This window comes from Shewanella sp. M16 (assembly GCF_018224605.1).
GTDB lineage: Bacteria > Pseudomonadota > Gammaproteobacteria > Enterobacterales > Shewanellaceae > Shewanella > Shewanella oncorhynchi.
Map to the genome: position 1 here is coordinate 188,020 of NZ_JAGTUL010000002.1, position 25,887 is coordinate 213,906.

The window sequence follows — 25,887 nt, forward strand, 5'->3', positions numbered from 1 at the left end:
TTGGGCGTAATTGCCGAGGCAATCTGGTATAACATCAGGGTCTTATTCAAAATTCAATACTGAAGTAGAGCGCTGGAATCACACATGGCAAAGAAAGGTTTTTTCTCTTGGTTTCGTAAAGATAAGTCACAAGATGAGGTCGTCGCTGAAACGCCAGTTGTTACTCCAACACAAGATACTGATGCAGCACAGCGTTTAGCGCAGGAACAAGTAGAGGCACAAGGGGCCATCGAGGCCGAAGCTCATGCTGAAAAACAGGCGGCAGAACAGTTAGCGGCCGAACAAACACAGGCAAAAGCCGAGGCCGAGCAATTCGCCCTTGAGCATGCCCGAATCGAATCGTTGCATTTTGCTAATCAGCAAGCTGAAGCGACACGTTTGGCTGCAGAACAACTTAGTGCACAAAAGCATGCTGCAGAGAAGTTAGCCGAAGCACAGTTAGAAGCAGAGCAACGCATCGCAGAACAATTGGCAGTTCAGCAGTTAGCGGTTGAGCAAGCCGCCGCAGAGCAATTAGCTCAAGCAGAGGCGGCGCGTGTAGTTGCCGCTCAGCTAGAAGCAGAATTACTCGCAGCGGAACAAGCTGAACTTGCCCGTTTGGCCGCCGAACAGCATGCTGCTGAAGCCTTAGCGGCAGAACAACTTGCTGGCGAAGCACTAGCACGTGAGCAAGCAGAGGCTTTAGTTCAGCAACAAGCTGAAACTGAGCAAACTGTTACAGCAGTTGCTGAATTACAACCTGAGCCTCAGGCGAGACCCGTTAAGGAAGGCCTCTTTGCTCGCCTGAAACGTGGCTTAATGCGTACCAGCGAGAATATCGGCAGTGGTTTTATCGGCCTATTTCGCGGCAAGAAAATCGATGACGATCTGTTTGAAGAACTCGAAGAGCAATTATTAATCGCTGACGTTGGTGTCGAAACCACTACGCGATTAATCAAGAATTTGACAGAGCATGCCTCACGTAAGCAGCTTAAAGATGCCGAAGCTTTATATGAATTGCTGCGGGATGAGTTGCAAAAAACACTCGATCCAGTCGCTATCCCGTTAGTACCAGACAATGCTAATGGCCCATTTGTTATCTTAATGGTTGGCGTTAATGGCGTGGGTAAAACCACCACTATTGGCAAATTAGCCAAACAATATCAGAGCCAAGGTAAGTCAGTGATGTTAGCCGCGGGCGATACCTTCCGTGCTGCAGCGGTTGAGCAGCTACAGGTTTGGGGTCAACGTAATGATATTACCGTGATTGCCCAGCATACAGGTGCCGATAGTGCCTCTGTGTTGTTCGATGCTTTGCAAGCGGCCAAGGCGCGTAAAGTGGATGTATTGATTGCCGACACTGCTGGTCGTTTACAGAATAAAGCGCACTTGATGGAAGAATTGAAGAAAGTCGTGCGAGTGATGAAGAAACTCGACCCAGATACGCCACATGAGGTCATGCTGACATTAGATGCGAGCACGGGGCAAAACGCGATTAGCCAAGCACAATTATTCCAGGAAGCCGTAGGTGTAACGGGTATTACCATCAGTAAGTTAGATGGAACGGCTAAGGGCGGCGTGGTATTTGCGATTGCTGATAAGTTTAATATTCCGATCCGTTACATAGGTGTGGGTGAGCAAATTGATGATTTGCGTACCTTCAATTCGAAAGAATTTATCGATGCCTTGTTCACTCAAGAAAAAGCGGATAGCTAATTTATGATTGATTTTCAGCAGGTCAGTAAGATTTATCCTGGCGGCCAAATGGCGCTGGAAGATGTGAATTTTCATCTACAGCAAGGTGAAATGGCATTTTTAACCGGCCACTCGGGGGCGGGTAAAAGTACGCTGTTGAAATTAATCACGGTAATCGAGCGGGCAACAACGGGGCGCGTCGCGATTAACGGTCACGATATCGCCAAAGTTAGCCCTAAACATGTGCCTTATTTGCGCCGCAATATCGGGATGATTTTCCAGAACCATCACCTATTGATGGACCGAAGTGTGTTCGACAATGTGGCTTTACCACTGGTGATTGAGGGATTCTCCCATGGCGAAATCCGTAAGCGTGTTGCGGGTGCCCTCGACATGGTGGGTTTATATGGCAAGGAGCGGCATAACCCGATTATGTTGTCCGGCGGTGAGCAGCAACGTGTTGGCATTGCCCGTGCGATTGTGAATAAACCGCCTTTACTGCTCGCCGATGAGCCTACGGGTAACTTAGATCCTAAATTATCTATGGATATTTTGCGTCTGTTTGAAACCTTTAATGATGCGGGAACCAGCGTATTAATCGCCACCCATGATTTAGGTCTTATCGCACGAATGAAATATCGCACTTTTACCCTCAAACAGGGCCGTATGTTAGGTGCACAAGAGTTGCATCCTAATGTGCACACTCGCAGTGCATCGACGAATAGAGGCGAAGGGCAATGAGCGATAGCGCAAAATTAACTCGCAGCAAGCTGCCTCTGTCTGGTCGGATTGTGATGTTTTTTATTCGCCATGCGCAGCAAGCAATGGCGAGCATGGGAGAGCTCTGGCGCAACCCAATATCCTCTGTGATGACCATGGCTGTCTTAGGTGTGAGCCTAAGTTTGCCTGCAGCATTGCAAGTGTTAGTTAAAAATGCCGAGACCATTACCAGTTCCTGGAACAGCGCGGCAGAGATCTCCTTGTTTATCGACGATAATCGTAGTGAACAAACGATTCAGAGCCTGCTGACGCGCATTCGGACATATCCCGAAGTGGATAAAGTGCAATACATAGATAAAAATCAAGCGCTAGAAGAATTCCAACGCTTATCTGGGTTTGGTGAGGCCTTGGCCTATTTAGATAAAAATCCTTTGCCCGCGGTCATTACCGTTACGCCTACGCCGCGTTACTCAACACCAGTGGGCGCCCGTGAACTCTTAACTAAACTAGAGCGCGAGCCTGAGATTAGCTTTGGCCGCTTAGATATTGAATGGTTAGAACGGTTACAGGCGGTAGTGCGTCTACTCGAACGTACTGTGATGGCGATTGCTGCGTTACTTGTTCTGGCTGTGGTCTTAGTGATAGGTAATACGATTCGCTTGGCAATTATGAATCGGCGCAGCGAAATTGAAGTGATGAAGCTAGTCGGAGCAACTGAAGCCTTTATCCAGCGCCCATTTCTCTACACTGGGATTTGGTACGGAGTCATTGGCGGCATATTGGCTTGGCTTATCATCAACTTATTAGTGTGGTATCTCGATTCCGCCCTTGCCGAACTTTTAGGCTTGTATGGCAGTCAGCTCGAGATGAAATCACTCACTTTTATTGAACTGCTGCAATTGGTTGGACTTGCCTCATTTTTAGGTTGGTTAGGTTCGTATTTGTCTGTACGCCAGCATTTACGGTTGATTGAACCTTCATAATAATCAGTCGATTAAACTAAAAAAAGTGACGAAAAAAATGCTGAGTAATGAACTTTTGTTCACTTGCAATGTCTACTTCAGCGAGGTAAAAAGGGTATCTGCAAACGAGCTGAGGTTGACATACTTTGTCAATTAGCCGATAGTTCGTGAGCTTATTATTAGGGTATTTTGTTGTTGAACCTAAGAATGCACTCGTTAAGTAGTCTGATAAATGTAGGAGAGCGAATGACCTTTCAAACGCAATCAATGGCACTGACAGTCCCACAGGGCGCCAGTAGTCTAGAAGCTTATATCCATTCAGTGACTAGCATCAGCATGCTGGACGCTGAGGCTGAGTATGAGTTAGCCAAGCGTTTACAGGAAACTGGTGATCTACAAGCTGCGAAGCAACTGATTATGTCGCACTTACGTTTTGTAGTGCACGTTGCTAAAGGCTATTCAGGCTATGGTTTGCCACAGGCAGATCTGATCCAAGAGGGCAACATAGGCTTGATGAAAGCGGTTAAACGCTTCGATCCCGATGTTGGCGTGCGTCTTGTGTCTTTTGCTGTGCACTGGATCAAAGCTGAAATTCATGAATATGTGCTGAAAAACTGGCGCATTGTTAAAGTCGCGACCACTAAAGCACAACGTAAGTTGTTCTTTAATATCCGTAAAGCGAAAAAACGCTTAGGTTGGTTCAGCGATGCAGAAGTCACTATGGTGGCTGAAAATTTAGGTGTGTCTAAGGCCGATGTGACCGAAATGGAATCACGTATGGCAGCGCAAGATCCGGCATTTGATTTAACCAATGATCAAGACGAGGAGCATGATTTTGCCCCCGTCCATTATTTGGAAGATCATTCATCGGATTTAGCGGAAAATATTGAAAACGATAACTGGGAATCGAATGCTCAAGGTCGTTTATTATCGGCCATCAAAACCCTAGATGAACGTAGCCAGCATATTCTGCGCGCTCGTTGGTTAGATGACGATAAAACCACACTGCAAGAACTTGCAGAGACTTATCAAGTGTCGGCCGAACGTATTCGCCAACTTGAGAAAAATGCCATGAACAAGCTAAAAGCTTGTATGGAAGCCTAAGTCACATCACGTGTAAAATGATTGTAACTTAACCATAAAAAAACCTGCTGCGGCAGGTTTTTTTATGGGAGAAAGAATAGATTTAATCGCGACACTTAAAGTGAATTTCGCTATAGCTATAAAGCTCAATCGTATTGAAACGTACGCGACTATGGCTGATTTCACCACGAGACATCAGATTTATCCTACATTTAGATCCGTTATAAATAGTTAATATATCTGTAACTTTTGAGCCTCAATTCAAAAGTTGTTTTCGATGCTTATTACAGAACGTTCTTGTTCCTCCGCATTTTGAGTATCGCCTTAAGCAAAGTTGATATGGATATTGAGCACGGAAGATTTGGTCGGGTAGCGATGGATTATGTACCAAGGAAAGCTTTTAAGTTAGAAGGGATGCCCGCCAATTTACGATAGATACTCATTATGCGGTTTTTTTAATGCTTACAAAGGTGGGAAGTTATGTTCTCAATGATCACTAAGTTAGCCCTATCATCAGAATCTGGTTGGGGTACTGCATTTCGTGTCAATGGGGGCGTCGAAGTATGTCAGCAGAGCTTGTTTTGGTTAGTTTGCAAGGGTATCGCTTTTGAACGCGAGGACTTAAAGCTTAGTTATGTATTGGGATCTGAAGTCATTTTATGCCAATTTGAGACGAGAGTTTTAATTGAGCTGCTTAAAAAAAACAATATTCATTATTTTCAAGATGATAGCCAAGTGCGATGGTTGCTGCCCCGCAATGTGTCTACAATTTTTTATGCGCAGTGGAAAAATCGAATAGTTACTGAACTTAATAATAACTGTGAGGATTACTGTTTTTAGTGATAGCTATTGAAGGAGTACTTTAATGTCCAATTTTTGTAGAACTTAAAACTAAGCTATCTCTAGTTTGTAGTCAAATTAGTCTTATTTTTAAATAAGTAGATTTTTTGTTAAATTAAGGCTTTAGAACATCCATTTCATGTCGATAATTAGGTAGTCCTACTAATCGAAATGGGTGATGATATGCGAAAGATACCGTTATTTTTAGGTATTGTAGTAATGCTGAACACTATTGTAAGTACAAGCTTTAACGCGGTAGCGGAAAAATTCAACACTCTTTATTTCCAAGGAGAGGTTGCTGAACCAAGTTGTTACTTTAACCTATCTGCCGTTTCTTGCTATGACCCACTAACTCGTCAGTTTTCCACTCAAGATATCCAAACCAAAATACTAACAAAATCTATGCTGAGTGGTGACATTCTTACAGTTCCAACAAAATTTAAGCAAATAAACGTTCTATTAGTTAAACAGTTAGAAGGCAACGAGCTCCTAGTCTCTCTTAATTATAATTAATGTTTATCTATATCGTTCTTAAAGCCATTTCAGTTCTTGAGATGGTTTTTTTTAATAAAAAATCATGGGAAATTTCCTACAGTACGCAGGGCGGCGTCTTGCATAGAGTGGATAGCAAAGCTGATAAATTATGTGTGGTTAGATTAAGCATGTAATTAATTAGTGAAAAATTATGGCGTCCATAAGCACTCAGTAGGGTATCAAATGAAAAAGTTAACATTATCTGTTTTAGTTTTAAGCGGTTTATTTGCAGCAAATGCTCAAGCAAATAACACTATTACTTTCCAAGGTGAAGTATCAGACGAAACCTGTGAAGTTGCTATCAATGGTAATACTGGTAATCAAACAGTATTGCTTCCAACTATTCCTGCTACGGCTCTTGCTGCTGTAAGTGCTACTGCTGGTGAAACATCTTTTACCATTTCTGTATCTGGCTGTAGTGCGGCTGCTAGCGCATTACCAATTGATACAGTCTTTGTTGGCAGTAGTGTCACTTCAAATGGTAATTTAGGAAACACTGGCTCAGCACAAGGCGTTTCAATACAGCTTCTTGATGCCGTTGCTGGCTCGCCAGTAGACCTAACTAATGGTGCCTCTGTTACAGGTCTGAATGTTGCAATTGGCGAAACTTCGGCTTCACATGATTTTGCTGTGCAGTACTATGCTGAAGACGCGACTGTTATTGCTGGTTCTGTAATTAGCTCTGTTCAATATGCAATTTCTTACCAATAAGCTATATTTAACTCTATTTGGCTCACTCATATTTTAGAGTGAGCCTTTCTGTTTTATGGGGTTTATATGACTATTTTCACTCTATTTATCCGTTATTTAGTTTTTTTATTAATAACATGCTCTATCACTGCTAATGCCAGTGTTGTTATGACAAATACCCGTGTTATTTACCCAAGTGATGCTCAAGAGCGAACTATACAATTAACAAATAATGATGCCTTTCCAAATGTTGTTCAGGTTTGGACTGATATCAATAACCCCGAATCTACTCCAGAGAGCGCCGATGGGCCTTTCCTTGCGTTACCCTCAATTTTTAGAATCGAGCCTAAAAGAGGACAAATGGTCCGCTTAGTATATACCGGCACTGAGTTGCCAAAAGATAGAGAGAGTGTGTTTTATCTCAACTTTTTACAGATCCCACCCTTATCTAAGAGTAATGCTGGTCAAAACCAGATGCTAGTAATGTTAAAAAATAGGGTAAAAATTTTTTACAGGCCAATTGAAATTGAGTCAAATTCAATTGATGTAAGTAAAAAAATTAATTTCGACATTGAGTATGATGAGATTGGTATTAATCTTGTTATTGAAAATAATTCTGCCTTTTTTGCCTCTTTTGTAAATGCAAAAATAATTTCAGGCAAGCAAGAATTATTGGCGAAAATTGACATGGTTGAACCAAAGTCAAAAAAAATTATTAATATAAAAAATCAGCAATTTGTAATCTCAGCACCGATAAAAATTGAGTATACACTTGTAGATGATTATGGTGGATTTGTAAGTAGTGAGTTCATTTTTGGCATGAAATAAATTAATTGAAGAGTTGGGATGATGAATTATTACACAAGAATCACATTTTTTATATTTACGATAATGTGTAGTGTCTCATTATGTCTAAATGCTGATGAGCTAGAGGAAAATGAAGTTGAAGAATATACTTTCGATAACTCCCTGCTTTTTGGCAGTGGTTATGGGAATGGCTATATCGACCGTTTTAATAGTATTACAAACATAACTCCTGGTCAGTATCAGGTAGATATTTATATTAATGGGACTTATCTTGATAGAAGAGTCATTGATTTTGTTAATTTAAATGAAAAAAATGTCACTCCTTGTCTAGATCAATCTTTTTGGGTTGCAGCTAATGTGAAATCCATTAATATTAAAAAAGATTCATTAAATGAGATCGAGTGCGTCGCACCTGAGAATATTGTTTATGGTGTTTCCACAAAGTTTGATGTCGAGAAACTGAAACTGGATGTCGCTATTCCGCAGGCATTTTTGATGCAAACTCCCCGCGGTTATGTTAATCCTGCATTTTGGGATGGTGGTGAGACTGCTGGTTTCTTAAGTTACAATACAAACTATTATCAGACTCATGGAAGCACAAGTAATAATATGCGTGCGCTTTATGCTGGTTTTAATTCCGGAGTAAACATTGGTTTATGGCGATTACGAAATCAATCAAGCTATCAATATAGTGATGTAGGTCAGAATACCCATGAAAGATTTAAGTCAATAAATACTCATGTAGCAAGAGCAATCCCTAGCTTACAAAGTGAGATTTTGTTGGGTGAAACTTATACGCGCGGTAATATTTTGGGTAGTCTAGGTTTCACTGGTTTACAGTTGCACACCGATACGCGCATGTTGCCAGATTCTCAGCGTGGTTACGCCCCTGTAATTCGAGGACTTGCAAACTCAACTGCCAATGTTGTCATAAAGCAAAAGGGAGTCAGTATTTATCAAACGACCGTCGCACCAGGTCCGTTTGTCATAACAGACTTATATCCTACAAATTACCAAGGTGACCTGCTCGTTGAAATAACAGAAATCGATGGTAAAACGTCAACTTTTACGGTTCCTTTTAGTGCTGTACCAGGTTCATTGCGTGAAGATAAGTCCATTTTTGCTTTCTCAATTGGTGAAGTTCAGCAATTCGACTCTGGAAATTATTTTGCTGATCTTACCTACGAGTACGGCATAAATAATATGCTGACTCTTAATGGCGGTGGACGAGTCGGTGATGATTACTATGCTATGAGTCTGGGTGCTGTTTTGGGGACCCAATGGGGAGCTTTTGGCTTAACTACGGTTCATTCATCATCTCGACTTTATGCTAATGAAGATAGTGATAGTTGGGAAAATGGTTGGCGAGTCGGCATAAATTATAGTCACTCCTTCGATTATGGGACTTCGGTATCCCTTGCTGGCTATCATTATTCAACTGAATCATTCCGAGAGTTGAATGATGTATTAGGGCTTAGACAAGCATTTGAAGAAAATAATTATTATGGTTCAGATACATTGCATCAACGTGCAGAGATGAGTTTTAGCGTCAATCAAAGCTTGCATGATTATGGATTAATGTATTTAAGCGCTTCAAAGCGACAGTATCGTGATGGAAGAAGTGATGATGACCAGTTGCAACTTGGATATTCAGTTAATTTTGGTAGTGTTAGCCTTGGTTTAACTTTCTCTCGTCAGTACATGTCACAAGCAAAATTATTTGATAACTTTTTAGATAACGATTTATTTGATAGCTCAAATGAATTGAATTCAAATAGGATAAAAGAGGATTTGGTTAATCTCTCTATTTCTATTCCTTTTGGTGGTACTCAATCCCATATGTTGAATACGGGTTATAGTCGTTCATCACAGGGAAATGAAAACTATAATCTAGGGTTATCGGGTACTGTAGACGAAGATAAAAGTTGGACCTATGGGCTCAATGCATCTTTACAACAGAATCAAGGATCAACTGAAAGCATGAGCATTAATACTCAAAAGCGATTTAGTCAATCCACTGTTTCTGGTTCTTACGCTATTTCTGATAATAATCAGCAGATTAGTGCTGGTGTGAGTGGTTCGGCGGTTATGCATTCTGGCGGTATTACTCTAAGTCAAAATTTAAGTGACACCTTTGCTATTGTTGAAGCTAAAGGAGCGGCGGGTGCTACTGTCGCAAATAACTGGGGCATTGAAGTTGATCAGCAAGGATTTGCTATTATTCCATCCTTAACCCCATACAAGATTAATAGAGTGACACTGGGTAGTGGCTCGATGAGCGGAAGCGCGGAGCTAATGGATACGCAGCAGCAAGTAACTCCATATGCAGGTGCTATTGTTAAGATGAAATTTGATACAAGGCAGGGAGTTGCTGCGCTGTTCTTAACGAAGCATGAAAATGGAGACGTTATACCAATAGGTGCTGAAGTTATTGATTCTGATGGACATGTATTAGGTATGATGGGTCAAGCGGGTATGGCATATGTAAGGGTAACATCTGACTTTGGTAAGCTCAGGATCGTTTGGGGAGACACTGTTAATCAGCAGTGTACTTTTGAATATACATTACCCCAAACGCAACCATCTGAATTACAACGTTTACCAGTAAGCTGCCAATCAGCTATTCAATAAGGGTAGAGTAATGCTTAAAGTGATAAACGGAGCCGTTTCTGTGCGTAGTGTTTTTATAAAAGCTGTATTTTTTTATAGCTTATTATTAGGTATTGAGGCGCAGGCAACCTGTCAGCGGATTTCAACTACCACTACGGTTATCACTGATCCCTATTATGTCGACCCTGCATATGGTAAAACGGGCATTTGGTATGGTGCAGTTGAAGCAAATCGGGGTTTATTGAATCTCCCAATCATCAACGTATCTGATACCCTTTATCAGCCAAACGGAACCTTGTTAGGGTCTAGTGTTGTGCCCTTCATCTCTTACGGTAAAACGGGGGGGTATGACCCAGAGCAAGTCCTTTATCGTTGTGCACCAGAAGACCAAAATTTGCTCTATGAGATTTACTCTGTAAATGCGGATGATGCTTATAGTGGTATGTATGAAGATGGATTGGCAGATGGTATTGACAAAGGCTATGCAACTTTGTTCAGAAATGTCGCTTTAAGGATAAAAAATAATTTAACAGGGAGGTATTTTTCTCGACTATGGCAATACCGCGCATTAACCAATTTGGACCGTGATGGCCAAGGGCGCATACTCGTAAAAGCAAAAAATTTCACAGATATCACATTGGAATTATTCCAAATTAGAACTGTGCGCGGGTATGACGGAACGAGTGCCCAAGCCAACCCCTATGTGAGTGCCTATACATATAACCAGCCGGCAGCCTATATAGCATTTGGTGGGCCGGGGATACTCCATCCAACTGAAGGGCTTGACCATATATCCCATTATCCAGGGTTTTATTCGCAATGGCCAGGTAACATCAGTCTATACCAACAACTGATAGTGCGGCGCACTCCGGCAAGATGTTATGTTACAAGTGTGACGCCCTATGTGTTATTTCCTACTATGTCAGTGATGGCGTTAGAGCAAGGGAAAACAAGCGCAGCTAATATTCAATTACAATATCGTTGTCAAGGTGATATAACGTCAGGCACTAAGCTAGGTAATTTTGCTGTGGGTTTTAAAATTGCAGCGACAAATTTTACAAAGGCAAAAAGCTTAGGATTAACTGATTCAGCCGCAGTAAGTCACTTGCTTAGCAATAACTATGGTTCGGCAGGTTTTGCTAAGGGGGTCGGAGTTAAACTCGAAAGAACGGATGGCTTAACTCAGCCTTTTTTGCTTAAGGATTATCCAACTATTGGAACAGGGCTGTCGTATGACCCTTCGCAAGACGGTTGGCGCCAATTTATAGGCAATGCCATTGATTATGACCCGCTAGAACAGACCATTATTTTCCATGATAACTATCAGGCCATTTTTACAAAACTGCCGGGTCAAGCCGTTACTGCTGGGAGATATTATGCGCAAACACAGGTGCTTATACGTGTTCAATAAAACAGCTTTATTTTTCATATGTTTATGTAATAGTTTTGCTTGCTGGAGTGGTGTTGTAACAGATAAAAGCCGTGTTGTTATGCTTAACGATGAGCCCGCGCAAAATCTGTTGCTAGCTAATCTCAACGACTATCCGGTTGTGGTTCAATTATGGATAGATGATGGTAAAGTTGACTCCACGCCCGAAACAGCCAAAGCGCCCATCATTGCTACCCCGGCGATGTTTAAAATGGCGGCGGGCGAGCAAAAAAATATCCGCTTAATCAATATTCTTGAGAATATGCCGTTATCAGTCGAGCAAATGTATTGGTTGAATATTTATGAGGTACCGCCTAAACCTTCTGAAGTTCAGATGGAACAAAATGGCCAGTTATTAATGTTGACAATAAGAACTCAGCTGAAGGTTTTTTTTCGCCCCAAATCACTCATGACTGCCGTCGATAAACGGCCTGAAATGCAGAGTTTTACGCTAACAGACAAAGGATTGAATATCAAAAATGACTCGCCGTTATTCATGGTTTACAACCAATTATCCGTCTTAGCGGGTGAACACAAGATTTCTCTTGAACCAGATTTTCTGCCGCCATTTTCTGAAAAGTTACTAACTTTTCCTCAACTTCAACAAATACGAGATGAGAGCGAGATCAGTATCAGTTTCGATTTTATCGAAGATAATGGGGCAATTACTCATAAAGTGGCCAATGCTATAAAAATTAAGTAAGGAAAGTTAGAGCTTGAAATGGCATTGATTTATTTTACTGATAAAGATAATTTCATATAGTGCTAGCGACGAGTAAAACATTGAATTTGCATTTTGACTGTTCACACAACCCTAAGTATCCATTGGTGATATTTAGGTAGTAAGGTGTTAAACCCGAAGACTTAGATGAAGTCCAAAGATATTTCGCTGAGAAATTAGGGAGTAGTATATTTTTAAGGCTGTGACTTGAGCAGATTGAATAGTATAAGTTTTCCAATTCAAATGAAGTAGGTAGCCGCCACTTTAATTCCGCTTGTTGTTCGTATCTAACCAAATGACGATTAATATCATCAAGATTTAGCTTTAAAGCCTTGCCTAAGCACTGTTTGCCATCCCAGCTTTGCCCAAGAACGCATCTTGACCAGACTAAGTTAGTCGGTTCTTGCTTGAAAGTTGCTTCGGATTGTATTTTAAATTGTGGCGTTACAGTTTTTCCTAATATATCGCCATAGTCACATTTATTAAATGCATTCACAGGAATAGACACACTTAAACTCAGGCTTATGAGTGCTATGTAGGTAGTTCTTATTTTCATTTGATTCATATCTAAGTACATACATAAAGATATTTTATATTGAGCGATTTAAATATAAGCGTCTGTAGTCTTTTTCTTTCCATTGAATAAATCTAAATGAAGGTTATTGGAATAAAGCGTGACCTTTATCACGAAGTATCACGTTTGTCCTGAGAATTTAAGTTCTAAAACTGCGGTGGGATGTTTCCTACAAGATTTTTGGAGTGGTCTGGCGTCGCATCAGTTTTAAAAATGTAAAATGAAAATACATTCAAATTGCTTATTCTACAAAATACCGTTTTATAAAATAAGCCGAATGTCTTAACCTTAAATATGGAGATGGATAAAATGTTTACAATGAAAAAATTAGCCGGTGTGATTGCCGCTGTAGCAATTTCTAGTTCTGCTTATGCGGTAGATCCGACAGCATCAGTTGTATGGAATGGTATGGTTCCTGGCTCAACAGGTGGCGATACTATCATGATCACCGGCCTCGCTGGCGGCGCTATTGGTGGCGGTACTTTAGTTGTTGCTAACGGTGGTTCATTTACGTCAAGCACTATTATTCTTGAAGCGCATGAAACCACTGATGGTGTAACTCCTGGTGATATCACAGTCGCAAACTGGACTCTGTCTAGTGCTTTACTGAACTATACAACAACAGCTACGACTGGCCTTAACTTAGAAGTTCAAAATGATGGAACTCTATGGAACATCGGAGAAGTGTTAGGTGCGGGAGCTGTTGATACAGGCATTGACACTCTGCGTTTAACAGTATCGCAAGACGCAGATGCGGGTACAACATCTGGTGAGTTAGTGCAGGTACAAGTTACTGTTGTTGCAGCACAAAACGTTTAAGTAAATAGAGTGGCGTCCGACATTTTTAACCCTGCCAATGTCGGATGCCCTACACTAAAGTGAGTCGTATGCCTAGGTTGACACTAATTAAGTCGTGCTTTTTAATTATTTTGCTATGCCTTCCTTTGGTTAAGCCTTTTGCTGCGCCAGTAGCAAAGAGTTTTCCTCTGTCCACTGAGATAGATAAAAACGATTTTTTTGGTAATACATTTACGCTGATAAGGTTTCACCCTGAAAGATTAACCGTTTTGTTTGAGCGCAATACTGGAAGTTTTGCTTCTGGATTAACTGAGTTACAAATAAATACCGATATCCCAACGTCTGCAGTGTTAAATAATTATAATATTTTTTTAACTAAAAATGATTCAGCCTGTGTGACGGCTGATATGAGTATTCTTCCTATTGCCGAGTCGATAACGTTATTAGGTTCTTCACTGGTTGCAGTGGTTATTGATGGTGCAAGTATTGCACTAAATGAATTTTTACCTATTGCTGGATTTAACGGTAATGATCAAGGATTCAAAAGTGCAACTCATCAATTTAGGCTTGACTTTAATCCATTGCCCACAGTGCCGCCAGGTCATGCTATTTCTCGGTGTTATGGTCAAATATCCGTCGCGTTGGAATTCTCATTGTGAAAAAAATTAATTTAGTACTAGTGCTGTTAATATTTTTTAGTGCCCATGAAATTACTTTCGCACGTCATATTCCATCAGGTTTTGAGGACTTATACCAATTCTCTGAGCGACAAGTGCTGCTTAAAAATTTAGATGGCAGTAAATCCTACACTATTGAGCTTGCTGTTAACTATGATACGGTAAAATTTACCGTAAATAAGTTACAGACACAAAAAGCATTAATTCAATATTTAGAATTTAATCAAATTAATGCTGAATTGAGCAATGCAATACTGCAAGCATTAGCCGTAGGCGTCAGTAATGATATGCAATGTCGTGGGCGTATGGATGAGTGTGTTATCTTACCTGAAACGTTTGCAACGCTATATGATTATGATAATAACCAGTTAAGTTTGTTTATAAATCCTAAATACTTATTAACAGCTCCGGCTGAGCTAGTCTATGCCGATTCAAAAAACGAACATTCGGCACTGATTAACCATACTGCAGTTTATGCGAGTAGCTACGCGGGTCAAACCAGTAGCTATTCGCTGAGCGATCAAACTCTGCTGGGTTTGCCGTATGGCAATTTACGTTCTGATTTTAACTATTTATCCCGTAACGACGAAAAACAGTTTGATTTATATCAGCTATCATACGATGTTGAATCTGATGGTCTACGCCTATATGCCGGAAAATTTAGAAATGGCGTGAGTTTCAACGCGACCGATTTTTTGACAACCAATTCGCAGTTTGAACAAACATCCGTGACCATAGGTTCATCCTCTAATCTGCTGACCGGAGAAATGTCTGGCTATGAAAAACTGTATTTTTTTGCTCCAGGCCCAGCAGAGCTGATTATTTATCGTGATGAAAGAATTATTAAACAAATAACGGTATCAGAGGGGCAAGGGTTTATCACATATGAAGATTTACCAACGGGTCGCTATGAAATAAGAATCGACATTGTTGTTGCGGGTAATGTGGTATCTTCAGAGGTCAAGCAAATATACAACTCAGCAAATGAACGTCTACGTTTAGGCGATATTGATTATGCATTAGCAGTCGGACGTTTAGACGAATCTAGGGCTTTCTATACCTCTGCTGATAAACCGCATGCTCAATCTGAGCTAGATGGTGCTGTGCTTTATAAAGGTTTACTCGCGTATCGCCCCTTGTCATCATTGGTTGTGGGTTCTGGCGTCATTGGTGCCGCTGACTCCTATGCGGGACAGCTTGGTGCGCAAGTGTATTTTCCATTGAATATGAGAAGTAATCTGGTTACTACTTATTTTGACTCAGGTTCAAACCACCTAGACTTACTCTTTAGTACTGATTATTTTGCAATCCAGTATGAAAATTTTACTAATAATGATGTCGATGTAAATAAGTCACTAGCAAGCTATATGTATGGTGATCGTGATTACAATCGCTTTAGTTTTAGTACTAGTTATCGATTTAATAGTATAAACAGTTATTTTATTTATAGCCAAGGTAAACGCAGTGATGTAGACCGCTCTAATATAGAAGATATTTTAGGTGTCAGTGTTGGTTATCAATATCGCAGCATTACTGCAGGCTTTAATATGCCGTGGATTGCTAATTCAATGCTCGATTTTTCAATCGACTATCAAGACACAAATGATAATTTAAGTGCAACTATCAACTGGAGTGTACCTTTATCAACAACTTTGAGTGCTCACTCAACACTTTACGCTAATAAGGATGCGTTACAACAAGCTAAAGTTGCGGTTAAAGCCGATAATGTGCTTCCATTTTCGAATGTTAATAGCAGCGTACAGTTAGGCCAATCTTATTTTAATCGAGATGAAAGTAGCAATGTGTCAGAGGCAATGCTGACCGCTAGTACGCGGCAGGCACAATGGCAAGCAAGTGGCTATAGTTATGCTGATACAAATAATGAACTGGGTTTTTCTGGTAATGTGTCGAGCACTCAGGTTATCACCGGTAATAGTGTTAATTTTACCAGTGATAAAGCGGATGCCTATGTTTCAGTTGATATTGATGCACAAGAATCTGATGATAGTTATGGTTTTATGACACTTCGTCGCAATGGTAAGTTACAGAATAAATCATTTATATATGATAAAAAAAGCCTAATAGGACTCAACAGTTATGATAGCTATGATGTCAACCTTGATACTGAAAGTGTTGCTTTACATAACAGTGGTGACAGCAGTTTTACAGGCTTCTCATTACCCGGGACAGTGGCAAAGGTTAAACCGAATTTAAGACCTATTGTCTCATTTATTTCATCTTTTTCAGATGTTTTTGACCAAACCGTTACTCATATAAAATGTAACGGTGTAGGTTGTGTTGATGTGCAAAAGCTCATGGATGGCGTATTCAAGATTTCGTTAATGGAAGGGCTGCCATTTGAATTAGTTTCTGACAATAATAAATGTATTGTGCCTAAGCGATATGAACGTGCAGATACACTCAATTTTGGCAGTAATTTTTGTTTACCGGATATTGCACCGCTGACTAAGGTTTCACTATTAAATGAAGGTGAACTCACACAGCTTTATTACTTAGGAATTTTTGAGCGTAATAAAGTCATCTCATCTCATATTACGAATTTGGCTTCACATGGAGATAAGTTAATTAGAAAGTCTATTGGGGATGATGAGGCGATATTTTTACAAACACCTAATGCGCAGGCGGATTTATCAGCCGAGATGAAGCAGGCGATCGAAGTGCTATTACTTCTCGCTAAAAATGATGTTGAAAGTCGCATTATTTATCAACCTATTGCAAAATACACACCTGTTAAAGGGGATTAATCCATGTTCAAGTCAATGCTTATTTTATTTACTTTTATTATTGTTTCGAAGGCTAATGCACTAGTGATAGACACTATGTTTTTAATTTCGGACCCAAAAGGGAATGGGGTAATATCATTAACAAATGATTTTGAACAGGCCAGTTATATCACAACTAAAATTGAAGAAATTAATGTTGATCAAAATCAAAGCATAGTAAGAACGCCATATAATAAAGAAAATATTGATGCTTGGAAGATAATGACGACTCACCCGAAGCTAATTCTTGATGGAAAAATCACTAAGGACATAGGTATTCGAGCTTTGTGTGGTGAAAAATGTGCAATTGAGAGAGACATGGTTTTTTCAGTCGCCTTTGAACCTGCTCCTTATTTTGCCGAAGGTGAAACACCAAATAATACTGTGAATATTAATTATGGCTATGCCGCTATTTATGTGATTCCGACGAAAAATGGTCGTATTAACTATGATATTAAAAATAGGGGTGAGTCACTTGAAGTATTCAACAAAGGTAATACTTTAGTGAGTTTTGTGATTGATTATTGTAGCCCAAGCATAAAGGAAAATTGTCGCCTCACAGAACGTGTTATTGCTGGCCGTAAACGAATGATTTCATTACCTGAAAATTTGCGTAAGGATGCATTAGTCGTCAAAGCGTATAACCATGACGAAACCTATAAGCAACAGCATACAGTAGCATTAACTCGGTGAGTAAAATGACAATACGTACTTTTATGTGGGTATCATTTTTTAGTTTATTGATGTCGATGCAGGCGAGTGCTTTTACCCTCAATGGCAAGATTCAGGGCGGCGTATTGCGTTGGGATAATGCAATGCCCTCAATTACAGGGATTGATCAAACATTAACATCTTGGGAGCCTGTTTTTGGCCTGCAACACACAAAAAGTTGGAGACCAGGAGCCTTTATTTCAAACGGAGGTATTTCAGTCCCTGTATCAGGACCATCTAGTTCGTTTACATTACCTATATATCTTGTGGGTGTTGAGTATAATACAGGAAGTGCAAATCCGACCATATCTGAAGGCGTCGGCAATGGTATTAGTAATGTTTGCGGTGAAACCACAGTAACATCAGGTAATAGTTTTCTTCTTAGGCGCCGTGAGTACTGTGTAGCTCCTTTTTCTCTTGATATGCAAGATTCTGGACAACCATTTTATTTCATTAGGCCTATTTTTATAGGACGTTCTGAGAATATTGCATCCAGATTCAGTGACAAAGAGGAAGGTATTTTTACAGGTTCATTACCGGTCATTATTTATTATGAATATCTCTCCGATAATGGGACAACCACTTATCGTGCTTTGCCTCAGACATTACATATACAAATTGAGCATAAACCCAGTTTTTTAACTTCAGTGGAGGTCATTGGTAATGGCATTATGCCGCCAATATATGATCAAATAAACCAAAAAGTTTCAGCAACAACCACTTTTTCGATACAAGCAAATGGCTATTTTTCTAATGGGCTAGTAATGAGTTTTAGTGCTCGCGACTATGAACTCGTAGGCCCGACGAATATACCTTACTCAATTGTCTGCGATGGCGCATGTTCACAGACGAATATTGTTACTGCTGGAGTGTTAAATCACAATTCCGTTGTGGTTACAGCTAGTGGGAGCAATAAAACAACCATTAATTTTAACCTTGATGTGAGTTACGACAATATTGATATCACTGAGGTTGAAACGGGCACTTATAGCGATAACTTTATTGTCATGTTTGAGGTTAATTTGTAATGATGACGATAAATAGATTTTCTACGTTATGCACTTTATTGATGAGTCTTTTAGCGGCTCAATCATTCGCTCAATCTATTTATATTGGTGCTGCAGGTAACGTGAGTGCTAATAACCAAGACGATAATTCCGACACTGATTTTGGCGCTGAACTGTGGAGTGGATTCCATTTTAATCCATATTTGAGCGCTGAGTTAGGTTACGGGTTACTAGGTAAAGATGCCCAGCAGCAAACGTTGCACGGCAGTACGTTGCAACTCATAGGTCGTTATCCCGTGAGTGACTACGCGAGTTTGCACCTTGGCGCTGGTGCGTTTTATCAAGGCGATGATGTTATTCCTGCCGTGAGTTTTGGCTTGCAATATAAATTGAGCCCAGCATGGTCTTTAGATATTGGCTATAAGTGGCTTGTTAATGGCTATGGCAGCAGTATTAATAATGCGTCAGAGAGCGATCTTTATAGCCTGCGCATTGGTGTCGAATACCGTTTTGGCTCTCAGGCAATAGCAACTGAGTCTAAAAAAAGCACTCAATCAAGTCAGGTCGCTGAGGCAAAAGTAGAAACTCATTCCGCGACATCACCCAGCCAAGCATTAACCGCTGTTGAGCTGAATTATCAACAGTCCGTTAGCGATATCGATGCTATTAATATTCTTGATATTAAGCCCTGCCCAAAGGCGTTGCATATTGTCGAATACACCATTAAAGAGGGTGATCATTTGATGCAAATTGCGCGTTCTTTTAACATCAGTTATCAAGCCTTAATGCAAGCGAATCAGCAATATACTTGCTGCGGTCGTCATCCTAATGTCGTGCATTCTGGTGATCGCTTACGTATCCCGCAGTTGATAGATGATTGTAAAACTTTGCAACGACAGCCGAAAAACCAAGCTCGTACTGGTCAAAAATAATGGTGCTCATGATGAACAAGTTAAAACCTCTATTAGCCTTGCCACTTTTAATGGCTGTTTTATGCTTAACCGCCTGTGGCGGTGGTGAGGGCGATACTGAATCTGTGCCTCCTGTGGTTGAACCGCCCATTGTTATTGAACCGCCTATTATTGAGCCGCCAGTAATGCCTGTGGAGTCACTGGTGTTTGCCGTTGACACCCAGCAACAGGTAAAACCGGAATACAGCAGCTATTTTGTTGACCTACGGGAATATATCGGCAGTGTGGACGATGAGCCTGTTCGTATTGCAGCTGTTGAATCACTATCAAATGCGCCTGAATGCCACTTGCTCAATATTAATGATCACGGCTTTAATATCGTGGCTCAAAAAGAAGCGATTTGCGATTATCGTTACCGGGTTGAGTTAGTCGAAAATCAACAGCGTGGACGAATTGCGGATGACACTGAGTCCGCTACGGCAACCAGTCGCGTTGTCATTAGCTCAAGGTTAGTCGATTTTAGCTTAGCCCCCATAAGTGAAGTTGTGGCAGATGATGCGACAGTTGTCATTGATTTCAGTCTTGTTCACGGTGATGCGGCCCACGGCGTGAGCAACTTTACATTTATCTTGCTTGGTGAAGGTCTCGTGACGGAATCACAAGATGTTGGTACAGGTGCTTACACCATAAAATACACCCCTAAATTAAAGGCGTACGGTGTTCATCGAATACTCTATAGCTGGGAGAAAGATACTCAGCTTGTTGTTGGTTATATTGATATTGCGGTCGGCCAAGCTGCGCTACCAACAATACATTTAGCGCCAATTACACTCTTATATGATACGGGCGCTAAGGGCAATTTAACGGAAACATTTAATTTTCCTAGCGAAGTATTAGCGTTAAATTTGACCTTGCAAGAAGTAATCAGCATGAATTTAGTGATAGCACCGAACCTTGGCGCAAATCCTTCCCTTGTTATTACAACGCCTAATCGCCCAGGCAGCTATTATGTTAGTTATGTAATGAAAGATGCTAAAGGCGCTCAGGCGGTAGGTTTAATTAAAATAATATATCAAGAGGATATTTATCCAGATGTATTAATCGACAGAGTATTAATGCTTGCGCCTATGACACAAAATCAAGCGGATGAAGCCGAACATATATACTCCAGTGTGTATACCGACACTGCAAATACTCATCCACCGTTTAATGCCCGATCACCGTTATACACTTGGGAACAGGCAAATAATGTCTGCTTGAGTCGTGATGCAAGGCTGCCGACAGTTGCCGAAATCTCTGCGCTTAATAGCAGCGGAAAGGCTGGGAATGTTTGGCCCGTAAATGGTGTGCAATATTGGACCGCCGACAGTACAGTACCTGATTCCCATCAGGCTTATCAATTAACTGTTTCGGGTTCGGCTGAAGTTAAGCCGGTCAATAATTTAGTCCCAATGGCGTTGACCTGCGCTTACGACACCACTCCGTTGAACGATACCGGGGTTACTTTTTGTTCAAGTATTCCACTCCCAGGAATATCCTGCATGACCGCTGCGGGTCCGTTCCCGAATCAAGACGCCCATGTCGGGCGGGATGCCGACGCACTCGCTGGGACATTGTCTAAAAAAGGTGGCGGCTTTGGAGGATTTGATTTCACAAAAATTGGTGCCAATGGCAGCCCCTTAGCAATACAAACAAACCAATGGAGTGACACTGGCACCGAAGCTGCGGGGACTAAATGGAGCTGCGTGCTTGATAACGTGACCAACCTCATGTGGGAGGTCAAGTTAAATGATTCTAGCAGTATTCAATATTATAAGAGCACCTATTCTTGGTATAGCCCCGATAATAATACCAATGGCGGTGAAGCTGGCTTAATCAATGGCGGGAGTTGTAACGGCTCAAGTTGTGACACCCTAGGGTATACTGTAGATATAAATGAGTTACAACTGTGCGGTTTTAATGATTGGCATGTTCCCAGCCGAAGCGAATTGTCAACTATTTTAATATTCGATCAAATGTATGCTCCGACGGATCGGAACTATTTTCCTTATAGAACGCTTTATTTTATGACTTCGGATACAGCGGTCTACGGTAGTGTATCTCAGCCTACATTTACATATTTCACTTTGTTTTTTGGTAATCAAGCTACCTTTAACGTTTCTGATAAATATAGTGTCATTATCTCCTTTTCCAATGTAATTATGTTAGTTCGAGACAATAAATAGCGAATGTTGTAATGGCCACAATATCTTTTTTTGATGTTTATTTTGTTAATGTTGATATTAATGAGTAAGGGTTGTGTTATGAGAAAATTTTTAATTTTAATGGTAGTAGTACTGTCGTTAATTCCTGAACGCGCTACAGCACAACTCTGCTTCGACCAACTTCAAGCCAGTAACTCTGCCAGCCGTTTTCAGCTAAACGGTGTTGATGGTACTGTTACAGACCGAAAAACGGGTCTGATGTGGCAACGTTGTTTACTAGGACAAACATGGAACAGTCAAAACTTAACGTGTGATGGTGTTTATGTTTTATCTAATTACCAAGAAGGGTTAATACTCGCAAACGATAATCGTTTTGCAGGCCACTACACTTGGCGTTTACCTAACATTAAAGAATTGTTCACTATCCTTGAAACGCAGTGTACATTCCCACTAATAAATACAAATATTTTCAAATTTGCGACTGCGAGTAATGTTCCCGAAATCCTCTCTTCTACACTTAAAAGTAAAGATAGGGTACTAAAATTGGCTACGAATTTCGTTGGGCACAGCACGGAGCACTATCTTACAGCTAGATTCGGTATTCTTTTAGTTCGTGATGCTAGATAAATTGCTACAAGCTAAATGTTGAAAAATGGGTGTAAATAAAATTAGGTTTTGACCGTGTTTTGACATAATAAAGCATGGCTGTTTAATGAGTGTTTAATTAAAGCCCGGTTAATTTACTAATTGGCTTTTGGTTTATTTATTTTTTATAAAACATGCTGATGTATAGCGGTGTAGCCATATTGCATTGTGGGTGAATTATTTAATTGAGCGTTAAATTGGGTGTAAAATGTCATTATACAACTCTCTGACGCTACCGATTAGAAGAATCGTGGTTATTTCTATTAAAATAGCATTTTTTGTAATTTATTTTTATGCCCAGCCACTATTTGCCCAAGTAAACCATGTTAGTATGCATAAGCGTTTGTTTGAAATGGGCAATCTGCCCATGCTAAAGCTTAATATTGTGGCGCCAGTCGATGACATTACCCGCTTAGAATTTGTGTTAACACAGCATAATCATGATGAAAAATTATTGGTGCAGCAACTTAATCCATTTATGTTACTTTTACTGGGGTTAATGCCAGTGACAGATGTAAATGCAAAAATTATTGTGCGCAGCTTTGAGCAAGGCCATTGGCACGAACTGATGCAAATTGGGCTCTTCCCTGAAAATGAGTTGGCTAATAACCTAAATCAAAATAGCCATCAGCCATTAGTATCGCAACCTGCATATTTAGCCGCAAATCCCCAACCTAGTGCTATATCTGTGAGTACGCAGAAATGCCTGTTGGAATACACTGGTAATGAGTCTTTGTGGCGACTAGGAACCCATTATGCCGAAATTTGGCACACCAATGTGTATGGTGCTATGTTGGCGATTTACTATACAAACCTGAGTGGGTTTAATCAGAAAAAAATCAATGGTCTTAGAAAAGATGCTAAATTGTACTGTCCAGCCGAGCAAATGCAGCTTAAATGGCGCGATAAAGACAGCGCGAAAGCGATATTTAAATCCATAGAATAGATAATATTTTGGTTGTTTTAATCCACGGTTAAATGACTAGTCTAATTAATCTCACATTTCATCGTTTACCTTGGGAATTGTCCTACAAGTCTGTGGTTGCATGAGCAGTTATAATAAGGTTAATGCCGTATTATGCAGTGTCAATATTCAAAGTGATGTAAATGAGTACTGCAAATTAACACGTAAAATTAGGGTGGGATTTTAATGTGCTTTAGTGCAAGGTTAGTAAAAAGAAGTGTTAGCGCCTGTTTAGTAATAATGCTTTTGGCTACTATTGGCTTAACTGGCTGTGGTGGTGCAGAGGATAGCAAAACTGACAACATAAATGTCTTGCCCGTAGTTTTTGCCCCAGATGTATTTGAATTATCGCCAATATCAGCGAGTTTCTTTGTTGATGTGACTCGCCAGGGGCGTGTTTCGGACGGCTCAACTGTAAGGTTAGCCAATCTAACCCTATTAACGGAAGATACTGCTTGCACTCCTATCTCACAGACAGATAAGGGTTTTTTTATTGCCGCAGATTATGCCAAAGTTTGTGATTATCGTTATACCTTAGTTTCTAAAACAAATGCCGCCGCGAATACCAGCGGTATCAGTCGGGTTGCCATCACTGATTACAGTTTGCCGACTGCAAACTTTCCATCATTGTCAGTTTCTACCAGTACAAATGTGCCCTTAACATTGGATGTTAATGCATTATTGTTAAATGCGGGTAATAATATTCCGAGTCATTATGTGCTAGATGATTACATTATGGTATTGGGGTCTGGTACTGCGGTAAAGGGTGAATTAGTTAATACCATAGTATATACACCAACGCCAGATTGGCATGGGGTTGCCAGATTGCTGTACAGTTACCACGATAGTTTAGACAGTAATCAATTAAAATTGGGCAGTATTGCCGTTGCCGTTTCTGTCGATAATAACACCCCGCCTATTGCTAGTGATTTTACTTATCCTGAAATCATTGCATCTGGTGTTACTGCCTCAATAGATGTTGCGCCTTATATCTCTGATGCAGATGGGGACATCTTACAATTAATCGATGTCTTTAGTTGGAATGGCGAATTAGCCATTCCTCAAGTAGCGGGTGACTTTAGCGGACGTAAATTCACCTTTAAACCGACAAGTAACACTAGTCACTATATTACTTATGTTGTAAGTGATCATAAGGGTGGTTACGGTGTCGGCATGATAAAAATCAATGTTGGTGGTCCATATTTTGATATTCCTGTGGGTGATGATTTAATCTTTAGTGGGCCATTAACATTAGAGCAAGCGCAATTTGCCAGTATTGGCTTTGTTGGTTATGTCACGGGCAATGGAAGTAATGGCTTAACTGGTTCGCTAACACCAACTTATACTTATGCAATGGCGGATGCCTATTGCACCGCGATTGGTGCTCGCCTGCCGACGTTAGCTGAGCTCGAACGCTTATTTGCACAGGAGCAAAGTGTGTACAGCGGAGTCAATAAGCAAAGGTGGCCAGCAGGTCAATCGTATTGGACTTCAACTGCCGTGACCTCTCCAAATTTTGCTACATTCAATTTGGACACCGGAATAAGTACGGATTCTTATCCCCAAGCACGCCATTTTTTAACTTGTGTTGATGCATTACCTGTGGCGTTAGAAGTCTTTGGACCCAATCGAATTGCAGTGGGGACTAAAAATACCTTAGCGGTGAATGGTGTCACTGCAGGTGGTGTTCGTTATCCTTATAAGAAAAAAATTTACTGGGATAGTGCAAATACTGATCAGCTAACAGTATCTGAAACCGGCATTGTGACTGGGATTGCAGTCAGTGTACCCTCCACAGTCGCGATTACAGTTGAGTCAGAGAATGGATTAACGGCAAGTCATCACATTTTGGTCGTGTGTAGCTTAACTGATGAATGTGTTGATATCGTGGATACTGGCAGTGGTAAGTTATTTACCAACTCCCCATCAGTTGCTTATTTAGACAATAATGGTGGCAGTGCAGCAAATGCTACTACTACTGAAAATGGAACTGATGGCCCAGTTGGTGATTTCTATCTATTCAGCTGGAATAATGCAAACGCACTCTGTGCCACCTATAACACCAATAGTATCGGTGGGCGAACTAACTGGCGCTTAGCAACGAGTGGCGAGTTAAAAGTGGAACTGTTCGATGGATTTGGTAATATGTTTATCGCGCACGGTTGGCCTACCGGCGGCTACTATTGGTCGGTGACACCTAAAGATTCTGGCTATTATGCCGTGCAGCTCAACTACGGTAACATCCGCAGCTTCAATGATCCGAGCTATCCGCGCTACGCATCCTGCGTTTCAGAGCCTTAACGTTGAACGTTTAGAGCTTAACGTTTTAATTTCCAATTTCTATATTTACAGTTGAAATGGATAAGAACAGTGTTCCAACTGTAAATATTAGGACTATGCTTTGGACTTCAACTCCAAAGTATCAATCTCCAAACACGGTTTATACTATTCTTCCTGGTCATTATGTGCGTTATAGCACGATGGGACAAGTGCTTAGTAATTATATGGTTAGGGGGAATAGCTAAAATATAAATGCAGGGTGT

The 25,887-nt window shown here is 40.6% G+C and carries 22 protein-coding genes; 21 read left to right on the forward strand and 1 reads right to left on the reverse strand.

The window, feature by feature from the left end; genetic code table 11:
* Window positions 1-84 precede the first annotated feature (84 nt).
* The 11 genes from ftsY to KFE26_RS02230 all read left to right on the forward strand — a co-directional run bounded on the left by ftsY (window position 85) and on the right by KFE26_RS02230 (window position 12,052).
* On the forward strand, window positions 85-1,695 hold the full coding sequence (ftsY, locus tag KFE26_RS02180) for a signal recognition particle-docking protein FtsY (RefSeq protein WP_212599515.1): 1,611 nt from the start codon (window positions 85-87) through the stop codon (window positions 1,693-1,695).
* Between the two features lie 3 nt (window positions 1,696-1,698).
* Entirely contained in the window at window positions 1,699-2,415 is a 717-nt protein-coding gene (gene ftsE, locus KFE26_RS02185) for a cell division ATP-binding protein FtsE (RefSeq protein ID WP_212599516.1), read from the forward strand.
* A complete protein-coding gene (ftsX, locus tag KFE26_RS02190; RefSeq protein WP_212599517.1) occupies window positions 2,412-3,377 on the forward strand; it encodes a permease-like cell division protein FtsX in 966 nt (321 codons plus the stop codon). The genes ftsE and ftsX overlap by 4 nt, the downstream gene beginning before the upstream one ends.
* 225 nt (window positions 3,378-3,602) lie before the next feature.
* Complete coding sequence (gene rpoH / locus KFE26_RS02195; protein WP_006079635.1) at window positions 3,603-4,460, forward strand: RNA polymerase sigma factor RpoH; 858 nt, start codon at window positions 3,603-3,605, stop codon at window positions 4,458-4,460.
* A gap of 459 nt (window positions 4,461-4,919) precedes the next feature.
* Window positions 4,920-5,279 carry a hypothetical protein gene (locus tag KFE26_RS02200; RefSeq protein WP_105250624.1) on the forward strand — a complete coding sequence of 120 codons (360 nt, stop codon included), beginning with the start codon at window positions 4,920-4,922 and terminating at the stop codon, window positions 5,277-5,279.
* A 183-nt stretch (window positions 5,280-5,462) separates the two neighbouring features.
* On the forward strand, window positions 5,463-5,792 hold the full coding sequence (locus KFE26_RS02205; protein WP_158683010.1) for a hypothetical protein: 330 nt from the start codon (window positions 5,463-5,465) through the stop codon (window positions 5,790-5,792).
* 204 nt (window positions 5,793-5,996) lie between these two features.
* On the forward strand, window positions 5,997-6,524 hold the full coding sequence (locus KFE26_RS02210; RefSeq protein WP_212599518.1) for a fimbrial protein: 528 nt from the start codon (window positions 5,997-5,999) through the stop codon (window positions 6,522-6,524).
* A 66-nt stretch (window positions 6,525-6,590) separates the two neighbouring features.
* Complete coding sequence (locus KFE26_RS02215; RefSeq protein WP_212599519.1) at window positions 6,591-7,331, forward strand: molecular chaperone; 741 nt, start codon at window positions 6,591-6,593, stop codon at window positions 7,329-7,331.
* Between the two features lie 18 nt (window positions 7,332-7,349).
* Window positions 7,350-9,941: a fimbria/pilus outer membrane usher protein gene (locus KFE26_RS02220; protein ID WP_249195564.1), complete on the forward strand. Its 2,592-nt coding sequence runs from the start codon at window positions 7,350-7,352 to the stop codon at window positions 9,939-9,941.
* Window positions 9,942-9,951: 10 nt separating this feature from the next.
* Window positions 9,952-11,331, forward strand: coding sequence for a fimbrial protein (locus tag KFE26_RS02225; protein ID WP_212599520.1), 1,380 nt, complete (start codon window positions 9,952-9,954; stop codon window positions 11,329-11,331).
* Complete coding sequence (locus tag KFE26_RS02230) at window positions 11,321-12,052, forward strand: molecular chaperone (protein WP_212599521.1); 732 nt, start codon at window positions 11,321-11,323, stop codon at window positions 12,050-12,052. The genes KFE26_RS02225 and KFE26_RS02230 overlap by 11 nt, the downstream gene beginning before the upstream one ends.
* A 52-nt stretch (window positions 12,053-12,104) precedes the next feature.
* Here the strand turns inward: KFE26_RS02230 and KFE26_RS02235 are convergent, their stop codons facing one another.
* Window positions 12,105-12,635 carry a DUF1566 domain-containing protein gene (locus KFE26_RS02235; protein WP_212599522.1) on the reverse strand — a complete coding sequence of 177 codons (531 nt, stop codon included), beginning with the start codon at window positions 12,633-12,635 and terminating at the stop codon, window positions 12,105-12,107.
* 327 nt (window positions 12,636-12,962) lie between these two features.
* Here KFE26_RS02235 and KFE26_RS02240 point away from each other — a divergent pair, with 327 nt between their 5' ends.
* From KFE26_RS02240 to KFE26_RS02285, 10 genes are all read left to right on the forward strand, one after another.
* Window positions 12,963-13,463 (forward strand): hypothetical protein, encoded by a 501-nt coding sequence (locus tag KFE26_RS02240; RefSeq protein ID WP_212599523.1) that lies wholly within the window; start codon window positions 12,963-12,965, stop codon window positions 13,461-13,463.
* 68 nt (window positions 13,464-13,531) lie between these two features.
* A complete protein-coding gene (locus KFE26_RS02245; protein ID WP_212599524.1) occupies window positions 13,532-14,101 on the forward strand; it encodes a hypothetical protein in 570 nt (189 codons plus the stop codon).
* On the forward strand, window positions 14,098-16,884 hold the full coding sequence (locus tag KFE26_RS02250; protein WP_212599525.1) for a TcfC E-set like domain-containing protein: 2,787 nt from the start codon (window positions 14,098-14,100) through the stop codon (window positions 16,882-16,884). The genes KFE26_RS02245 and KFE26_RS02250 overlap by 4 nt, the downstream gene beginning before the upstream one ends.
* 3 nt (window positions 16,885-16,887) lie before the next feature.
* Complete coding sequence (locus KFE26_RS02255; RefSeq protein WP_212599526.1) at window positions 16,888-17,595, forward strand: hypothetical protein; 708 nt, start codon at window positions 16,888-16,890, stop codon at window positions 17,593-17,595.
* A 5-nt stretch (window positions 17,596-17,600) separates the two neighbouring features.
* Complete coding sequence (locus KFE26_RS02260; RefSeq protein WP_212599527.1) at window positions 17,601-18,641, forward strand: hypothetical protein; 1,041 nt, start codon at window positions 17,601-17,603, stop codon at window positions 18,639-18,641.
* Window positions 18,641-19,552: an outer membrane beta-barrel protein gene (locus tag KFE26_RS02265; RefSeq protein ID WP_212599528.1), complete on the forward strand. Its 912-nt coding sequence runs from the start codon at window positions 18,641-18,643 to the stop codon at window positions 19,550-19,552. The genes KFE26_RS02260 and KFE26_RS02265 overlap by 1 nt, the downstream gene beginning before the upstream one ends.
* Before the next feature lie 11 nt (window positions 19,553-19,563).
* Window positions 19,564-21,756 carry a DUF1566 domain-containing protein gene (locus KFE26_RS02270; RefSeq protein ID WP_212599529.1) on the forward strand — a complete coding sequence of 731 codons (2,193 nt, stop codon included), beginning with the start codon at window positions 19,564-19,566 and terminating at the stop codon, window positions 21,754-21,756.
* A gap of 78 nt (window positions 21,757-21,834) precedes the next feature.
* Window positions 21,835-22,362 carry a DUF1566 domain-containing protein gene (locus KFE26_RS02275; RefSeq protein WP_212599530.1) on the forward strand — a complete coding sequence of 176 codons (528 nt, stop codon included), beginning with the start codon at window positions 21,835-21,837 and terminating at the stop codon, window positions 22,360-22,362.
* A gap of 226 nt (window positions 22,363-22,588) precedes the next feature.
* Window positions 22,589-23,326, forward strand: a complete 738-nt coding sequence (locus KFE26_RS02280; RefSeq protein ID WP_212599531.1) for a hypothetical protein — start codon at window positions 22,589-22,591, stop codon at window positions 23,324-23,326.
* A gap of 264 nt (window positions 23,327-23,590) precedes the next feature.
* Entirely contained in the window at window positions 23,591-25,645 is a 2,055-nt protein-coding gene (locus tag KFE26_RS02285; RefSeq protein ID WP_212599532.1) for an Ig-like domain-containing protein, read from the forward strand.
* Window positions 25,646-25,887 lie beyond the last annotated feature (242 nt).

What these genes read in the sequence shown, in the direction of transcription:
- ftsX (WP_212599517.1), top strand. Translation starts at nt 2,412, where the DNA reads ATGAGCGATAGCGCAAAATTAACTCGCAGCAAGCTGCCTCTGTCTGGT.
- KFE26_RS02280 (WP_212599531.1), top strand. Translation starts at nt 22,589, where the DNA reads ATGTCATTATACAACTCTCTGACGCTACCGATTAGAAGAATCGTGGTT.
- KFE26_RS02215 (WP_212599519.1), top strand. Translation starts at nt 6,591, where the DNA reads ATGACTATTTTCACTCTATTTATCCGTTATTTAGTTTTTTTATTAATA.
- KFE26_RS02240 (WP_212599523.1), top strand. Translation starts at nt 12,963, where the DNA reads ATGAAAAAATTAGCCGGTGTGATTGCCGCTGTAGCAATTTCTAGTTCT.
- KFE26_RS02245 (WP_212599524.1), top strand. Translation starts at nt 13,532, where the DNA reads ATGCCTAGGTTGACACTAATTAAGTCGTGCTTTTTAATTATTTTGCTA.
- KFE26_RS02205 (WP_158683010.1), top strand. Translation starts at nt 5,463, where the DNA reads ATGCGAAAGATACCGTTATTTTTAGGTATTGTAGTAATGCTGAACACT.
- KFE26_RS02265 (WP_212599528.1), top strand. Translation starts at nt 18,641, where the DNA reads ATGATGACGATAAATAGATTTTCTACGTTATGCACTTTATTGATGAGT.
- KFE26_RS02275 (WP_212599530.1), top strand. Translation starts at nt 21,835, where the DNA reads ATGAGAAAATTTTTAATTTTAATGGTAGTAGTACTGTCGTTAATTCCT.
- ftsE (WP_212599516.1), top strand. Translation starts at nt 1,699, where the DNA reads ATGATTGATTTTCAGCAGGTCAGTAAGATTTATCCTGGCGGCCAAATG.
- KFE26_RS02220 (WP_249195564.1), top strand. Translation starts at nt 7,350, where the DNA reads ATGATGAATTATTACACAAGAATCACATTTTTTATATTTACGATAATG.
- KFE26_RS02200 (WP_105250624.1), top strand. Translation starts at nt 4,920, where the DNA reads ATGTTCTCAATGATCACTAAGTTAGCCCTATCATCAGAATCTGGTTGG.
- KFE26_RS02260 (WP_212599527.1), top strand. Translation starts at nt 17,601, where the DNA reads ATGACAATACGTACTTTTATGTGGGTATCATTTTTTAGTTTATTGATG.
- KFE26_RS02235 (WP_212599522.1), bottom strand. Translation starts at nt 12,635, where the DNA reads ATGAATCAAATGAAAATAAGAACTACCTACATAGCACTCATAAGCCTG.
- KFE26_RS02255 (WP_212599526.1), top strand. Translation starts at nt 16,888, where the DNA reads ATGTTCAAGTCAATGCTTATTTTATTTACTTTTATTATTGTTTCGAAG.
- KFE26_RS02225 (WP_212599520.1), top strand. Translation starts at nt 9,952, where the DNA reads ATGCTTAAAGTGATAAACGGAGCCGTTTCTGTGCGTAGTGTTTTTATA.
- KFE26_RS02210 (WP_212599518.1), top strand. Translation starts at nt 5,997, where the DNA reads ATGAAAAAGTTAACATTATCTGTTTTAGTTTTAAGCGGTTTATTTGCA.
- ftsY (WP_212599515.1), top strand. Translation starts at nt 85, where the DNA reads ATGGCAAAGAAAGGTTTTTTCTCTTGGTTTCGTAAAGATAAGTCACAA.
- KFE26_RS02270 (WP_212599529.1), top strand. Translation starts at nt 19,564, where the DNA reads ATGAACAAGTTAAAACCTCTATTAGCCTTGCCACTTTTAATGGCTGTT.
- rpoH (WP_006079635.1), top strand. Translation starts at nt 3,603, where the DNA reads ATGACCTTTCAAACGCAATCAATGGCACTGACAGTCCCACAGGGCGCC.